The organism is Gracilibacillus pellucidus, from assembly GCF_033949965.1.
GTDB classification, from domain to species: Bacteria; Bacillota; Bacilli; order Bacillales; family Amphibacillaceae; genus Gracilibacillus; species Gracilibacillus pellucidus.
The window spans coordinates 214,513-229,384 of record NZ_JAWZSR010000004.1 but is presented as its reverse complement, the minus strand read 5'-3'; the positions used below and the strand labels follow the sequence as shown (position 1 = coordinate 229,384).

Sequence of the window (14,872 nt, the reverse complement as noted above, 5' to 3'; positions counted from 1 at the left end):
TTTTAGTTTGCTGCTAAAAATTCTTTCATATGAGCTGCTAATTCCTTCATTTGCTCAGCTGAACCAATGGTAATACGAACACCATTCGGATGGCCTAAAGCTTCTCCAGAACGAACAATAAATCCTTTTGTCATTAGATACTCAAACAGAGCATCACCTGACGTAGGTAGTTTTACGAATAAGAAGTTTCCTTCTGAATCATAATAATCTAATCCTAATGCTTTACATTCATCCATGAATGTTTGTTTATTTTTTACGTTTTCTTCATAGCTATGTTGAATAAACGCTTCGTCATCTAAAGCTATACTAGCAGATAATTGAGAAATAGAAGTCGTATTAAAAGGTCCACGAGTTATGTTTAAGTAGGTCGCTACTTCTTCTGAGGCAACGCCATATCCAACACGCAAATTAGCTAAGCCATATGCTTTTGAGAATGTGCGTAATACTACTAAATTATTGTAAGTCGATACTAAGCTAATACTATCTGGATCTTTCTCTCGTTCAATGTATTCATAATAAGCCTCATCTAATACAACTAATACATCGCTTGGACATGTATCGAGAAAATGAACTAACTGCTCACAGCTTATTAAAGAACCAGTTGGATTGTTCGGAGAGCACAACCACACTACTCGTGTTTGTTTATTCACTTTTTCTAGCATCGCTTCTAGATCATGATAACCACTCTCTAATAAAGGAACTTCCACAATATCAGCACCTTGAATTAATGCATTGTGCTTATACTGAGGAAAAGTAGGTGTTGCCATTACCGTATTTGTTCCTTTTTCTAAATAAGAACGGCAAATAAAATCAATGATTTCATCTGAACCACAACCGAAAACTAATTGTTTCTCGTCTACCCCTAATGTAGTTGCTAATTTATCACGTAATTGTGCCGCATAACCATCTGGATAAATTTCAAGATGGTCAATCATCGTTGGAATTGCTTCTTTTACTTTACCAGAATAACCGTACGGGTTTTCATTAGAAGCTAATTTAACAATTTTCGTTAATCCAAATTCTTTTTTTACATCTTCAATTTGTTTTCCCGGTGTATAGGGAGTCATTCCCTTCAATACTTGTTTAGCCTGCACAGATATAACCCCCTCTATTTATTCCTGTTCCTCTATTAAATCAGGTCGTAATTTTATCGCGTCATTTACATATACATGTTCTATTTCTTTTTGAGATTTGGGTGTGTTAACAGTCATCATAACGCGAATACACTTCGGTAAGCTACCAGGAACATTTATTTCTGGCATACACATAACAGGGACGTATTTCCATCCATCAATCAAGCGTAAAGCTTTTGCTGGAAATGTAGCGTTTAAATCTGGCGTGACAGAAATGATGACGGAAGCGATCGTTTCTGGATCTACTTCATTCTTCGCTGCCATTGTTTCGATCATTTCCTTCGTTGCTGCAACGATTTCGTCCGCATCATTGCTATTAACTGTTGTTGCTCCCCGTATACCTCTTATCATTCTGAACCCAACTCTCCCATGAATTTTTCCAAAAGATCGGTAAGCTCCTCATCTGAAATGTTTTCTGATGTAGGTTCACCTATTTCTTTAAGTAGTACTAATTGTACCGTACTATTTTCAGATTTCTTATCTATTTTCATTCGCTCTACTAGTTTTTCTAGTGGTATTGCAGGTAGCTGTAAAGGATAATTATTTGCTGACAACCAACGATAAAATGCATCATATGGCAAGCTGATCTTGAATTTATATTCGCTAACTCTTATAGCAAATAACATCCCGATTGCTACTGCTTCTCCATGCGTTATCTGCCCGTATCCTAACTCAGATTCAATTGCATGACCTAACGTATGACCAAAGTTTAAATATTTTCTTATATTGGATTCTTTCTCATCCCTCTCCACAACACTAGCTTTTACGGCAATGCCTTTTTGCAAATGCTCTGTCGTTACTATAGGGTCAATTTGGGTAGTTAAATCTGTCTTCAACACATCATCCAAATAAGCTCGATTACTAATAAAACCATGCTTTACTACTTCTGCATAGCCTGAACGAATCTCTTTATCAGGTAATGATTGCAATGTTGATACATCATAGATAACAGCTTGTGGTGGATAAAAGCTCCCAATCAAATTTTTTCCTTCAGGATGATTGATTGCTACTTTTCCACCGACACTACTATCATGAGCTAAAATAGTTGTTGGCACTTGAATATAATCAATACCACGCATATAGGTAGATGCAACAAAACCAGCTAAATCACCAATCATTCCGCCACCAAGCGCAATAATTAGTGATTTACGGTCTAACTGTTGAACAATCGCCTCTGTCAATAGTTCACTGTATTGCTCCATGCTTTTTGATGCTTCTCCCGCTGGAACAACATGAACAGAAACTTTTGCACTATCAGGTAAATGAGTTAATACTTTTTCCGTATATAACTCATTTACAACAGAGTCTGTTACTACTAATATGTGTTGATATGCTTTGGGTAAATACGTATATAACGTACTTAATAAGTCATCACCTACCACAACATCATATTGATTAGTACTAGTAGTTATCGTCTGTTTATGCATTTAGAAGCTCCTTATTTCCTCACGGTATTGTTCCATTGCTTCCTTCAATTTAGGAAATTGATCATTTGGGAATTGTTCTAAGATTGCTTTAGCAATTTCAAACGCAACAACATGCTCCATTACTACAGCAGCTGCTGGAACTGCGCATGAATCAGAACGTTCAATGCTTGCGTTAAATGGTTCTTTTGTCTCGATATCAACACTTTGTAATGGCTTATACAATGTAGGGATAGGTTTCATTACACCTTTTACAACGACTGGCATACCTGTCGTCATACCACCCTCAAAACCACCTAAGCGATTTGTTCTGCGGTAATAACCTCTTTCTTCCGACCATAATATTTCATCATGTACATCACTACCATTATTTCGGGCTGCTTCGAAACCAAGTCCGAATTCTACACCTTTAAAAGCATTAATGCTTTGAACTGCACCTGCAATACGTCCATCTAATTTTCGATCATAATGAACATAAGAACCAAGGCCTGCCGGTAAACCTTCCACTACTACTTCACATACACCGCCGATAGAATCACCATCTTTTTTCGCTTGGTCAATAGCATCCATCATTTGTTTCCCTGCCACTTCGTCTAAAGATCGTACAGGAGATTCTTCAGAAATACGAATCTTATCTTCTATTGATAAATCTGGTTTTTCTTCTGCTTTAATACCAGCAATTTCTTTTACATAGCCAACAATATTAATATCTAAATTTTTCAATAAAGTCTTCGCTACAGCACCCGCTGCTACTCTTGCTGTTGTCTCTCTAGCTGATGAACGCTCTAAAATATTACGCATGTCACGATGACCGTATTTTATTGCTCCATTTAAATCAGCATGTCCTGGACGTGGACGTGTGACAACACGACGAATATGTTGATCCTCTGGAACAGGATCTTCGCCCATAACATCGATCCAGTGTTTAAAATCATCATTGTGAACAACTAAAGCGATAGGAGATCCCAATGTGTAACCGTGGCGAACACCACCTACTATATCTACTAAATCTTTCTCTATTTGCATTCGCTTCCCTCTACCGTGCCCTTTTTGGCGACGTAGGAGCGAGTCATTTATATCTGTTTGTGCAATTGGCATATTCGCTGGTAAGCCTTCAATGATTGTTGTTTGCTGTTTACCATGCGATTCACCTGCTGTTAAATAACGCATTGTTATCCCCCTTAATCTTTTATATTTTTAATACTATAACACAGCATGTAACAATTGTGTAACTTTTTTAAAAATTCGCTTAATTTTTATTCTTTTCGTAAAAGAAAGTATCCAAAGCTTTCAGTCCATATCGCTCTGGTGAGAAAATTTGTTCCGTGCTACCAACAAAAAAGATTCCATCATTTGTTAGTGCATCACTGAATTGATGATAAATCCTTGTTTTAGCTTCTTCAGTAAAGTAAATCAATACATTTCGACAAACAATTAAATCGACCTCTTTAGGATATTGATCAGCAAGTAAATTATGCTCCTTAAAGGTAATCGTTTGTTTTAACCGTTCATCAATTCGATATGTATCTCCTTCTTGATGAAAATACTTCTGTTTAATAGGTTCTGGCACTTCTTGTAATGCGCGGCTATTATAAATTCCTTGTTTTGCTCTCGCTAGTACATTCGGATCAATATCTGTAGCTGTTATTTCAATATCACTTAGATCCCAAAATTGGTTCGCAATAATAGCTAGTGTATAAGGCTCTTCTCCTGTCGAACAGGCAGCACTCCAAATTTTTATCTTCTTCTTAGATTTTTTAAAAGGAGGCAACAACTTATCTTCAAGCACACGCCACCTAACAGGATTTCGATAAAATTCTGACACATTAATAGTAACCTTATCTAAAAATTCCTGCAGGAGCTCTAGATCATTATTAATAGCCTGAAAATAATCATTAAATGAATGAAAGCCTCGTTTATTTCGCAAAGAAGTTAATCTTCTTTTCATCTGCACTTCTTTATATAAAGATAAATCAAGTCCCGTTTTTTTATGTATTTTCTCTATAAATGTTGGATAATCCGTCATTTCCCTACTCCCTTTTAATAGGTATTAGCTAATGGTTATGTTAACCAGATATCTATATTTTTTTCATAGGTTAGAATTTCATCCTTTTCAAAAAATAAGCTAATCTCTCTTTCTGCACTTTCTGGTGAATCAGACCCATGAATGATATTTCGATGTGTCACGATGCCGAAGTCTCCTCTAATCGAGCCTATTTCCGCATCTTGTGGATTTGTTTTTCCCATCATTTTTCTTGATACGCTAATAACTTGTTCACCTTCCCATACCATGGCAAATACTGGGCCAGATGTTATAAAAGAAACTAAACTATCGAAGAAAGGTTTGCCGTCATGTTCTTGGTAATGCTGTTTAGCTAATGGTTCTGAAATAGTCATTAGTTTCGCCGCTACTAACTTAAAGCCTTTTCGTTCAAACCTTGTAACAATTTCACCGATTAGATTACGTTGTACAGCATCAGGTTTTACCATTAAGAATGTCTGTTCCACCATTTTCACCTCATTATATTTTTCTGTTTCCTATGTAATTTGCGATGTTGGCTAGTGCTTCTTTCGCTTGATTCTCAGGTAACAAATGCAATGAATGATACGCCTTTTGAAGATACCTATCACTAACTTTTCGTGCTTTCTCAATAGCAGATGATTCAGCTATCTTCGTAATAATAGGCTGTAAGTCAGCTTGTGTAACTTCATTAGGTTTGCTGAATGCCTTTTTAAGATCAGATCTAATTTCTTCATTTTCCAGCGCGTACAGAACGGGTAGTGTAATATTACCTTGCACTAAATCACTTCCAGCTGGTTTACCTAATTCTTTCTCTGACGCGGTAAAATCGAGAATATCATCAATTATTTGATAAGACATCCCCATATAATAGCCATACTTGAATAATGCTTTTTCTGTTGTTCTATCAGTCCTGGCAACTATGGCCCCTAATTGACAACTAGATGATATCAGTAGTGCGGTCTTTCTTTTAATTCTACGCAAATATATTTTTAGATTTTGATCCAGATTATACTTATCTTTAATTTGTTCAATTTCTCCAACTGTTAATTCTATCATCGTCTTAGATAAAATTTGATGTGCTCTTGGATCATCAATTTCTGTGAATTGTTGTAATGCTTTGGCAAAAATATAATCTCCAGTCAACATAGCTACTTGGTCATCCCATTTAGCTTTTACCGTAGGTTTACCACGTCTCAAATCAGAATCATCGATGACATCATCATGAACAAGTGACGCCATATGGATTAATTCTAAGGAACTTGCAACATTCTTTATTTTATCCAGTTGATAATCACCAAATTTGGACGCTAATAAGGCAAAGACTGGTCTCAGTCTTTTCCCTCCAGCTTTCAGTAGTTGGGTAGATGCATCATGCAAGACTGGTTGCTCAGCATATACGGTTTCTTCCAATGTTTTTTCAATTAGAGATAAATCCTTTTTTAAAAATGTATATGTTTTTGCAAGCTTCATTTAGTTCACCTTTATTTCTTCTCTTGTTTTTCACCAAGATGCATAGCTGCTACTCCACCTGTATAGCTTTTGTATTGAACATTTGTTAGTCCAGCATCTTCAAATAACTGCTTTAATGCTTCTTTGCCTGGAAAATCCTTTGCTGAGTCATGTAACCAAACATATTCCTTATAACTTTTAGCAAACAATCTTCCAAACAAAGGCATAATGTGTTTGAAATAAAAATAATACAATTTACGAAAAATAAATCCAGTTGGTTGTGACGTTTCCAAACATACGACAACGCCACCTGGTTTTACAACACGATGCATTTCTTTCAAGGCTTGTAAATAGTCAGGTACATTTCTAAGTCCAAAACCTATCGTTACATAATCAAAATAATTATCCTCAAATGGTAACTCCATCGCATTCCCATGAATGAACTGAAGGTTGGATAATGGATGATCTTTTTGTCTTTCTTTCGCTACGGATAACATATTTTGGCTAAAATCTAAACCAACCACTTCACCGTCTTGGCCTGCAGCCTCTGATAGCGCAAAAGTCCAATCTCCTGTACCACAGCATACATCCAACGCTTTTGCTCCATTCGTTACTTGCATTCGTTTCATCACATCTTTTCGCCATTTTTTATGCCTTTGAAACGAAATAATGGAATTCATATAATCGTAATTGTTCGAGATTTTCTCAAATACTTGATGTACTTTTTCTTCTTTTGATTGTTTCGTCATTATGATAATCCTTCTTCCAACGCTATATTCCATTTTTCTTTTAATGTTTGATATTGAAACACATCTAAATCCTTTGGTAATAACGTATTTTCATTATTTTCTGTTGTATAATTGTCTAATTCTAACTTAAAGAGAACTACCGATTCTTGTACTTGTTGAATGAATTCTTGTTCATTTTGGATTGTTTCTACATTTTCCATTATGACTTTACGTAAGAAAGTATCCTCGTGATGGTACGCTTGCACTAATTCAAATTCTAATCGTTTGATTAAAATCCATGTGAGTACATATGGTAATTGATTCGATTTCTTAGCGTAGTCACCAGCTTTTTCGATTAATTTTCCTTCAATATCTTTGAACTCATCTAAAAACTCATTTAATGTCTCATATTTCGTATAATATAGATCCATTTTTCTTTGAGTCATTTCATTAATCCCATCTGCAAGGACACGGATAAACGGTAAGTTATTATGTTTAGCTAGCAGAAAATAATAGATGCCAGAATAGTAATCACCAGCAAGGACTGTTAACTGTTGTTTTTTGATTTTTTTGTCTGAAAAGGGAAAGCCAATTTTGTCATGCGTGTTCAGAGCAAGTTGTACAAGCATAGTCGTTTGAACTAATGTTGTCTCATCAGGTTCTCCTTGTAACAAATAATCAAGAGCAACCATTTTATGTATATCTAATGCTTGTTCATCAAGACGCTCGTCCAGAAAATCCTGTTTAATTGTCTGTGTTAATAAATTTGTATAAAAATTGATTGTTTTTATGTATGTCATCAAACTCACCGCAATTCTTCTAGATACTACTTTATTTTAACATAGTATAGCATAAGTTTACACCATAGCGACTAGGTTGTGAATGGATATTTCATTGAGGGGTATGTTGAATAGATGATATGAAAAAAGGGTGCACATTGCACCCTTTTTTGCCCATATGTAATACCATATTATTTTACGATATCTTTAAGGGCTTTACCTGGTTTGAAAGCAGGCACTTTGCTTGCTGGAATTTCGATTTCATCCCCTGTTTGTGGATTACGCCCTTTACGTGCAGCACGTTCGCGTACCTCAAAATTACCAAAACCAATTAATTGTACTTTGTCACCATCTTTAAGTGAATCCATGATAGATTCGAAAACTGCATCTACAGCTTTAGTAGCATCTTTTTTAGAAATTTCACTTTTCTCAGCAACTGAATTGATTAGATCTGTTTTGTTCATGATATTCACCTCCTCCCGATAAAAGCTATCATTCTTCAAAGAGAACTCGATATAGCTATTTACCGTCCATCAAAATGTGGACAACGCTTATAATAACTGAGAATGAAAGATAATTCAACAATTATTAGCATTTCACACAGAAAAAATTATTTTCTTTCGCTAACTTACTACAAGTTACCTCGAATGTTATCACATGTTAAATCGTCATGCAAGAGTTTTCAAACGTTGATTTAGCAATATTTTTACGAAATGAGCATATACGTGATTCTCTTATTACCGATTATTCCCAAACAAAATAAAAATATAACAAAGTTTAATGCAAAATAAAAAAGCGCAATGATTTACATTAACGCTTTTTCGCTAAAACTATCTAAAACTATTGTATGAAGTGAGACTTCAATCAAAGAGTTAGCGTCCATTTATCCCCACTTAGCTTCCTTGTTTAAACTCCAAGCTTGATAAGTGGGGTATTACGGACTTTTACACCGTGAGAAATGAACACAACATTCTTCATCGGTCACTGTTTTCACAAAATTATCGCGATTAATCCGCCAGATCCTTCGTTAATGATCCGCTCTAATGTTTCTTTTAATTTAAATCTTGCATTTTCAGGCATAAGTGATAATTTCGCTTGAATTCCCTCTCTAACGATTGAGCTTAACGATCTACCGAAGATATCTGATTGCCATATAGATAATGGATCTTCCTCAAAATCTTGCATCAAATACCTTACTAGTTCTTCACTTTGTTTTTCCGTACCGATAATTGGCGCAAATTCTGACTCTACATCTACTTTTATCATATGAATAGATGGTGCCACAGCTTTTAACCGCACGCCAAATCGTGGTCCTTGTCTAATAATCTCCGGCTCCTCTAACTTCATATCAACTAAAGCAGGCGCAGCTACTCCGTAACCGGTTTGTTTTACCATTTTCAAAGCATCTGCAAATTGATCATATTCTTTTTTGGCATTCGTGAATTCCTGCATTAATTCGAGTAGATGATCTTTGCCTCTAATCTCTTCTCCTACAATCTCTTTTAATACTTGGTCGTATAATTCATCAGGGGCATGCAGGTCAATATCTGCTATTCCTTCTCCCATTTCAATTCCGGCTAGAGACGCTTGATCAATATAATCAAATTGATCAAATTGTCCTATAACGTGATCTACATCTCTCAATCTACGAATATCTTTTACAGTTTCTTCAATCGCTACTTGATAGTTTTTTCTCAACCAATGTTTTTCATCTAAAACTAATACCCAACTAGGTAAATTTACATTGACTTCTAATACCGGAAATTCATACAACACTTCTCTTAGGACATTATTAATATCGTGCTCTGTCATCCCCTCAACACTCATAGATAATACCGGTATATCATACTTTTCCGTTAGATCTTGTCTTAACAACTCTGTTTCTTGGTTATATGGCTGTACAGAATTAACGATCATAATAAAAGGTTTACCTACTTCTTTTAACTCCTCTACTATACGAGCCTCTGCTTCGATATAATCTGAGCGAGGTATTTCGCCAATTGAGCCATCTGTAGTCACAACTATTCCCATTGTCGAATGCTCTTGAATTACCTTTCTCGTTCCAATTTCCGCTGCATCATGAAAAGGAATTGGTTCTTCATACCACGGAGTATGAATCATTCGAGGTCCATTTTCATCCTCAAATCCTTGTGCACCGTTTACTGTATAACCAACACAATCTACTAACCGCACATTAACATCTAAGCCTTCTTCAACAGTCAGCGATACTGCTTGGTTTGGCACAAACTTTGGCTCTGTTGTCATAATTGTTTTGCCTGCTGCACTCTGTGGTAATTCATCTTGAGCTCGTAATCTGTCACTTTCATTCGCCATATTAGGTAAAACTGTTTTCTCCATGAATTTTTTAATAAAAGTTGATTTACCAGTCCGAACTGCTCCAACTACACCTAAATAAATATCACCATTCGTTCGTTTTGAAATATCTTTGAAGATATCTACCCTTTCCAAACGATCCCCTCCCGATCTATTCGACCTCATCATAGCTTCGAATCTTTGACAATTCTATTCTATGATGTTGTCCTATTATTTTATGCAAATAATTCGCATAATCATCCTTTCTTATCCTTCCTAGCGTCGTTCTATGAACAACATATGAAAGAATCCGTGCGTTTATTCACAAAAATTAGGATTAATCAAACTAGCTACCTTTGTTAACTGTTTTCATCAACATAATAAGAGGCCATTTCAACATTAAGACTGCATGCATCCATAGTCCCTTCTTCTATCTTTGAGTTCAAACAAGCAAGTTAATTTAGGGATGGGCGAACGCTAACAATCAAAGGGAATCTCATTTTATACTTCGCCTGCATAGAAAAATAGAACGAGCAGAAATGTAACGTTACCTCTCATTCTGCCGTTCTAAATTTTCTTTTTTATTAATTACCATTCCTCTTCAATCTCAGGGGCAAAAACTGGTTCATCAGCCTTTATTGTAAAAGGGATGCTATAGGCTGGTACTACCGGGTGGTTCTTGACAAGAATGGAGCGAATATCTTCTCCTTCTTGATAGGAGACATCCTCTTCTTGCAATACTTGATATAAATCCATTCGATAATCAACCAACAAATCACCATTACTAGTTATATAAACAGGTAACATCTCATTTGAATATGGACTTGTTACAGTTGGTGGTGCATCTAAATGTAACTTTTCATGGTCAAGCGCATAAATGTTATTTTCTATTTTCTCTCCAAACGGTGGGTATGTATGCTCATCACGATAAATGATTAACCTTTGTTCATACCCTCTTAACTCATCAGCTAAATGCAAATCTAGCACTTTAACTGTGGGATTTGTCTCTACATCAACTAAAACATATTGATAAGTGCCTCCATTTTCAAAAGCAGTTGCTGGAATCATTTGAATAAAACCTGATTCTCTTAGCTCAGCGAAGTCTATGATGTATTTTTGATATAACGGTGTATCATTGTCTTTTGTTACAATAGGCAATGCACCATTATATTGCTCTCGATACAGATCGACAGCATGTTGTACTACTTCTAATTGAACATCTGGATTAACTTGTTCTTGATTTCGTTGCTCTGCTGGATACATGCAACCAGCAAGTAAAAAAAGAGTCATAATGCCTAGTAAAATTTTATGTATCATTGCGATATTCTTTCCTCCTTCTTACGCTGCTGACGGGCCACTAATAACTACTAAAGCAATAATAAGCCCTCCTATTACTAAAAAAACGTAGGCTATAAATGCAACAATTCCAGAAATGATCCCTTTTAGTTTATATCTACTAAATAAAATTAGTACCATTGCAAGTATAAGCGCACCCATACCACCGAAGGATATCCACATTTTCATTAACGGATCAGTCAATTGCTATCCACCCTTTCAAATAATTCTGACAATATTCTGCTACATATTATATCATAAATTGAAACTTCTCAGGAAATTGGCCCTTGTTCCCCACTTAGCATCCAACTCGAAACTTAGTCTATTCTATTACGAACGTATACACGTGATAAAACGGTTTCTGTAAACGCAGAATACAACTCCCTTTTTTGTTATCGCTACCATAAAAACAAAGAAAAAGACCGAAGTAGTAGGGGCAACATCTACTCCGGTTTTTGACTAAATAAAAACCCATCATCACCCTAAAAGTGAATGCTTGTGCGATTTATATTATGCTGGTTTCAATTGCTTTGCATCCTCAAGTGCCTAAAATATTAATTTTTAAACAATTTACTTAATGTGTTCATATCTTTAGGCATCTGATTACCTATAATCGCTTTCACTATTTTTTCTTCTTTTTGCTTAGAAACAGGTTTACCAGCAAGACTAGATAGTTGTTTAACTAGTTTTCTCACTGTTTTTTCATCCGAAAAATCTGCATTTTGTACAGATTGAGCTACTTTCATAATATCGTCTGGTTGTACATTTGATTTTTTTTGAATTTGATCAAACATATTTTGTTTAAAATCAGCCAAATGAACTCCTCCTAACTACTATAGTTATGATTATAGTATGCATGGAGGAGGTAAACAGTTAATGCAAATACCTATGATGAAATATCATCAACTTCTGTTGTTTTTGTTCTAGTCATGAGTGCATCCACTACTTCTTTTGGTGTCCTTCGTTCATAAATAACATCATGAATTCCTGTTGTAATCGGCATTTCAATCTTTTCTTCCTGTGCTAATTGGTATACCGCTTCTGTCGTTCGAATACCTTCAACCGTCATTCCCATATTATCCAATACTTCTTGTAACGGAAGGCCTTTACCTAACATATTTCCAGCACGCCAATTTCGGCTATGTACACTTGTACAAGTAACAATCAGATCTCCTACCCCTGAAAGCCCGATAAAAGTTAACGGATTTGCCCCTTTTTTTGTGGCCATTCGAGATATTTCTGTTAAACCTCTTGTTATGAGTGCAGCTTTAGCGTTATCGCCATAGCCTAACCCGTCAGAAATACCTGCACCTAAGGCAATGATATTCTTCAGGGCACCACCTAACTCAACGCCAATTATATCCTGACTTGTGTAAACACGAAAATATGGATTAATAAACAAATCTTGTGTATACACTGCTGATTGTTCATCCTCAGAAGCTGCTGTTACTGTTGTTGGGTGCTTTACACTTACTTCTTCAGCATGGCTAGGTCCAGATAAAGCAACAACATTATCATAGAACACTGGATCAAGTTCTTCTTTGATCATCTCAGAAATTCGATAATGACTATTAGGCTCAATCCCTTTACTTCCGTGAATAATTACCACTTTATTAGTTAAAACATCATTTAGTTTTAAACAAAGCTCTCTAATTGCTTTTGTCGGTACAACCATAACAATTGCTTCGACTTCTTTAATCGCCTGACTGAGGTCATTATAAATCGCTAATGACGCTGGAAGAGCAATGTCTGGTAAATACTTTTGATTTTTTCTTTCTACTTCCATCACATGTTTCTGTTCCTTATTATGTGTCCATAGTCTCACATCATGACCATTATCACATAACACCATCGCAAGTGCTGTTCCCCAGCTCCCTGCCCCAAGAACTGCTACCTTAGACATACGATCACCTCTAACTTCTTTTACGAGCATAAATTTTTATAGGTGTTCCTTCAAAACCGAACGCCTCACGTATTTTGTTTTCTAAAAATCGCTCATATGAAAAGTGCATTAATTCAGGGTCATTCACAAAGATAACAAACGTAGGTGGTTGTACCGCTACTTGTGTAGCATATAACACTTTTAATTTATTTCCGTGCTTAGATGGTGCTGGATTTACTGCTAAAGCATCCATAATAACATCATTTAAAACATTTGTTTCTACACGTTTAGTATGATTTTCGCTGGCTTGTTTAATCTTTGGTAATAATGTATGAATACGTTTTTTCGTTTTTGCAGATAAATATACAATTGGTGCGTAATCTAAAAATTGGAAATGAGCTCGCACATTATCCTCGAATTCCTTGATTGCAGAATCGTGCTGCGCAATCGTATCCCATTTATTTACTACAATAACAACCGCTTTTCCTGCATCGTGTGCGTAACCTGCGATCTTTTTATCCTGCTCAATAATACCTGTTTCTGCGTCAATTAATGTTAAAACGACATCCGATCGTTCAATCGCCTTCAACGCACGTAAGATACTGTACTTCTCGGTAGTTTCATAGATTTTACCTCTTTTTCTCATACCTGCCGTATCGATAATGACATAATCTTGTCCATCTTTCGTAAAGTTCGTGTCAATGGCATCACGTGTTGTACCAGCTATATCACTAACAATGACTCTTTCTTCATTTAATATCGCGTTAACTAACGATGATTTCCCGACGTTTGGACGACCAATCAAGCTAAAATGAATAACATCTTCATCTACTTGCTCTGTCTCTCTTTCAGGGAATAAATCGACAACACTGTCTAATAAATCCCCTAATCCAAGGCCATGAGTACCTGAGATGGGATGTGGCTCACCGAAACCTAAGGAATAAAACTCATAAATATCATCACGCATTTCGGGGTTATCCACTTTATTAACAGCTAACACGATTGGTTTATTCGATTTAAATAATAATTTCGCAACTTCCTCATCTGCTGCTGTTATTCCTTCTCTACCATTGGCCATAAAAATAATGACATCAGCTTCTCTAATGGCAACTTCTGCTTGTTCTCGCATTTGAACTAATAGTGGCTCATCACCGATTTCAATACCACCAGTATCTATTAAGCGAAAATTAGTATTTAACCATTCCGCCTCTGCATAAATTCGGTCTCTAGTTACACCTGGAATATCTTCCACAATTGATATTCTTTCCCCAACGAGACGATTAAAAATAGTTGATTTTCCTACATTTGGCCTTCCAACTATTGCTACAATTGAACTTCTCATGAAGGCACTTCCTTCCCACAAATAATTTTCAATATGTTCCTGAATGTCGATACTTTATCATGGTGTAAACGTCCGTAATAACCCACTTAAATTCAAATAGTACAAAAAACTAAGTAGAGGCTAAACGGACGCTCACTGCCTGATTCGTTTCGCTAACAACCAATAGAACTCCAACACTTCTATTAATTGAATTCTCACTTTATTAAATTAACACAATTGCGTTAAATAAAACAAGTTAATTTACATAAGGACGCCCAATATTCTTAACGTTTACTGTTTAATGTTTCACAATGATATATAATTCATCACTCAACGCATGGTTAATTCCATCAAGAATCGCCTCTAAATTTGCTGCTACTTTGTCCATCTCCTCTTTATCATCACAAATAAAAATGGATGCACCTGCAGTTACTTTATTAGGATTTGTCGTAATCGTCGCCAGTATCGCTTTTTCTATTACCAAC

Annotated in this window: 17 protein-coding genes; all 17 read right to left on the bottom strand. The window is 35.8% G+C overall.

The genetic code is table 11. The features are described from left to right. Positions 1-2: 2 nt before the first annotated feature. Complete coding sequence (gene hisC, locus SH601_RS08990; RefSeq protein ID WP_319957956.1) at positions 3-1,094, bottom strand: histidinol-phosphate transaminase; 1,092 nt, start codon at positions 1,092-1,094, stop codon at positions 3-5. An 18-nt stretch (positions 1,095-1,112) separates the two neighbouring features. Continuing rightward, entirely contained in the window at positions 1,113-1,484 is a 372-nt protein-coding gene (aroH, locus tag SH601_RS08985; RefSeq protein ID WP_319957955.1) for a chorismate mutase, read from the bottom strand. After that, entirely contained in the window at positions 1,481-2,560 is a 1,080-nt protein-coding gene (gene aroB / locus SH601_RS08980) for a 3-dehydroquinate synthase (RefSeq protein WP_319957954.1), read from the bottom strand. The genes aroH and aroB overlap by 4 nt, the downstream gene beginning before the upstream one ends. Further along, positions 2,561-3,727 (bottom strand): chorismate synthase, encoded by a 1,167-nt coding sequence (gene aroC, locus SH601_RS08975; protein ID WP_319957953.1) that lies wholly within the window; start codon positions 3,725-3,727, stop codon positions 2,561-2,563. Positions 3,728-3,806: 79 nt separating this feature from the next. Then, entirely contained in the window at positions 3,807-4,583 is a 777-nt protein-coding gene (locus SH601_RS08970; RefSeq protein ID WP_319957952.1) for a CheR family methyltransferase, read from the bottom strand. 35 nt (positions 4,584-4,618) lie between these two features. After that, a complete protein-coding gene (gene ndk, locus SH601_RS08965; RefSeq protein ID WP_319957951.1) occupies positions 4,619-5,068 on the bottom strand; it encodes a nucleoside-diphosphate kinase in 450 nt (149 codons plus the stop codon). Positions 5,069-5,078: 10 nt separating this feature from the next. Continuing rightward, positions 5,079-6,050: a heptaprenyl diphosphate synthase component II gene (gene hepT / locus SH601_RS08960; protein WP_319957950.1), complete on the bottom strand. Its 972-nt coding sequence runs from the start codon at positions 6,048-6,050 to the stop codon at positions 5,079-5,081. Positions 6,051-6,061: 11 nt separating this feature from the next. Next, positions 6,062-6,778 carry a demethylmenaquinone methyltransferase gene (locus SH601_RS08955; protein ID WP_319957949.1) on the bottom strand — a complete coding sequence of 239 codons (717 nt, stop codon included), beginning with the start codon at positions 6,776-6,778 and terminating at the stop codon, positions 6,062-6,064. Beyond that, positions 6,778-7,557, bottom strand: a complete 780-nt coding sequence (locus tag SH601_RS08950) for a heptaprenyl diphosphate synthase component 1 (RefSeq protein ID WP_319957948.1) — start codon at positions 7,555-7,557, stop codon at positions 6,778-6,780. Before SH601_RS08950 ends, SH601_RS08955 begins: the two co-directional genes overlap by 1 nt. Before the next feature lie 170 nt (positions 7,558-7,727). Beyond that, positions 7,728-8,000 carry an HU family DNA-binding protein gene (locus SH601_RS08945; RefSeq protein ID WP_319957947.1) on the bottom strand — a complete coding sequence of 91 codons (273 nt, stop codon included), beginning with the start codon at positions 7,998-8,000 and terminating at the stop codon, positions 7,728-7,730. A gap of 526 nt (positions 8,001-8,526) precedes the next feature. Beyond that, positions 8,527-10,005 carry a stage IV sporulation protein A gene (gene spoIVA / locus SH601_RS08940; RefSeq protein ID WP_319957946.1) on the bottom strand — a complete coding sequence of 493 codons (1,479 nt, stop codon included), beginning with the start codon at positions 10,003-10,005 and terminating at the stop codon, positions 8,527-8,529. A 432-nt stretch (positions 10,006-10,437) separates the two neighbouring features. Beyond that, on the bottom strand, positions 10,438-11,166 hold the full coding sequence (locus SH601_RS08935; protein WP_319957945.1) for a hypothetical protein: 729 nt from the start codon (positions 11,164-11,166) through the stop codon (positions 10,438-10,440). Between the two features lie 21 nt (positions 11,167-11,187). Next, positions 11,188-11,388 (bottom strand): DUF2768 domain-containing protein, encoded by a 201-nt coding sequence (locus SH601_RS08930; protein ID WP_319957944.1) that lies wholly within the window; start codon positions 11,386-11,388, stop codon positions 11,188-11,190. A 350-nt stretch (positions 11,389-11,738) separates the two neighbouring features. Then, positions 11,739-11,999 (bottom strand): stage VI sporulation protein F, encoded by a 261-nt coding sequence (locus SH601_RS08925; RefSeq protein ID WP_319957943.1) that lies wholly within the window; start codon positions 11,997-11,999, stop codon positions 11,739-11,741. A 71-nt stretch (positions 12,000-12,070) separates the two neighbouring features. Continuing rightward, a complete protein-coding gene (locus SH601_RS08920; RefSeq protein ID WP_319957942.1) occupies positions 12,071-13,087 on the bottom strand; it encodes an NAD(P)H-dependent glycerol-3-phosphate dehydrogenase in 1,017 nt (338 codons plus the stop codon). Positions 13,088-13,097: 10 nt separating this feature from the next. Continuing rightward, the gene (gene der / locus SH601_RS08915; RefSeq protein WP_319957941.1) at positions 13,098-14,408 is read right to left on the bottom strand and encodes a ribosome biogenesis GTPase Der; all 1,311 of its coding nucleotides are present in this window, start codon (positions 14,406-14,408) and stop codon (positions 13,098-13,100) included. Positions 14,409-14,685: 277 nt separating this feature from the next. Further along, on the bottom strand, positions 14,686-14,871 hold the full coding sequence (locus SH601_RS08910) for a capping complex subunit for YIEGIA (protein ID WP_319957940.1): 186 nt from the start codon (positions 14,869-14,871) through the stop codon (positions 14,686-14,688). Position 14,872: the final 1 nt, after the last annotated feature.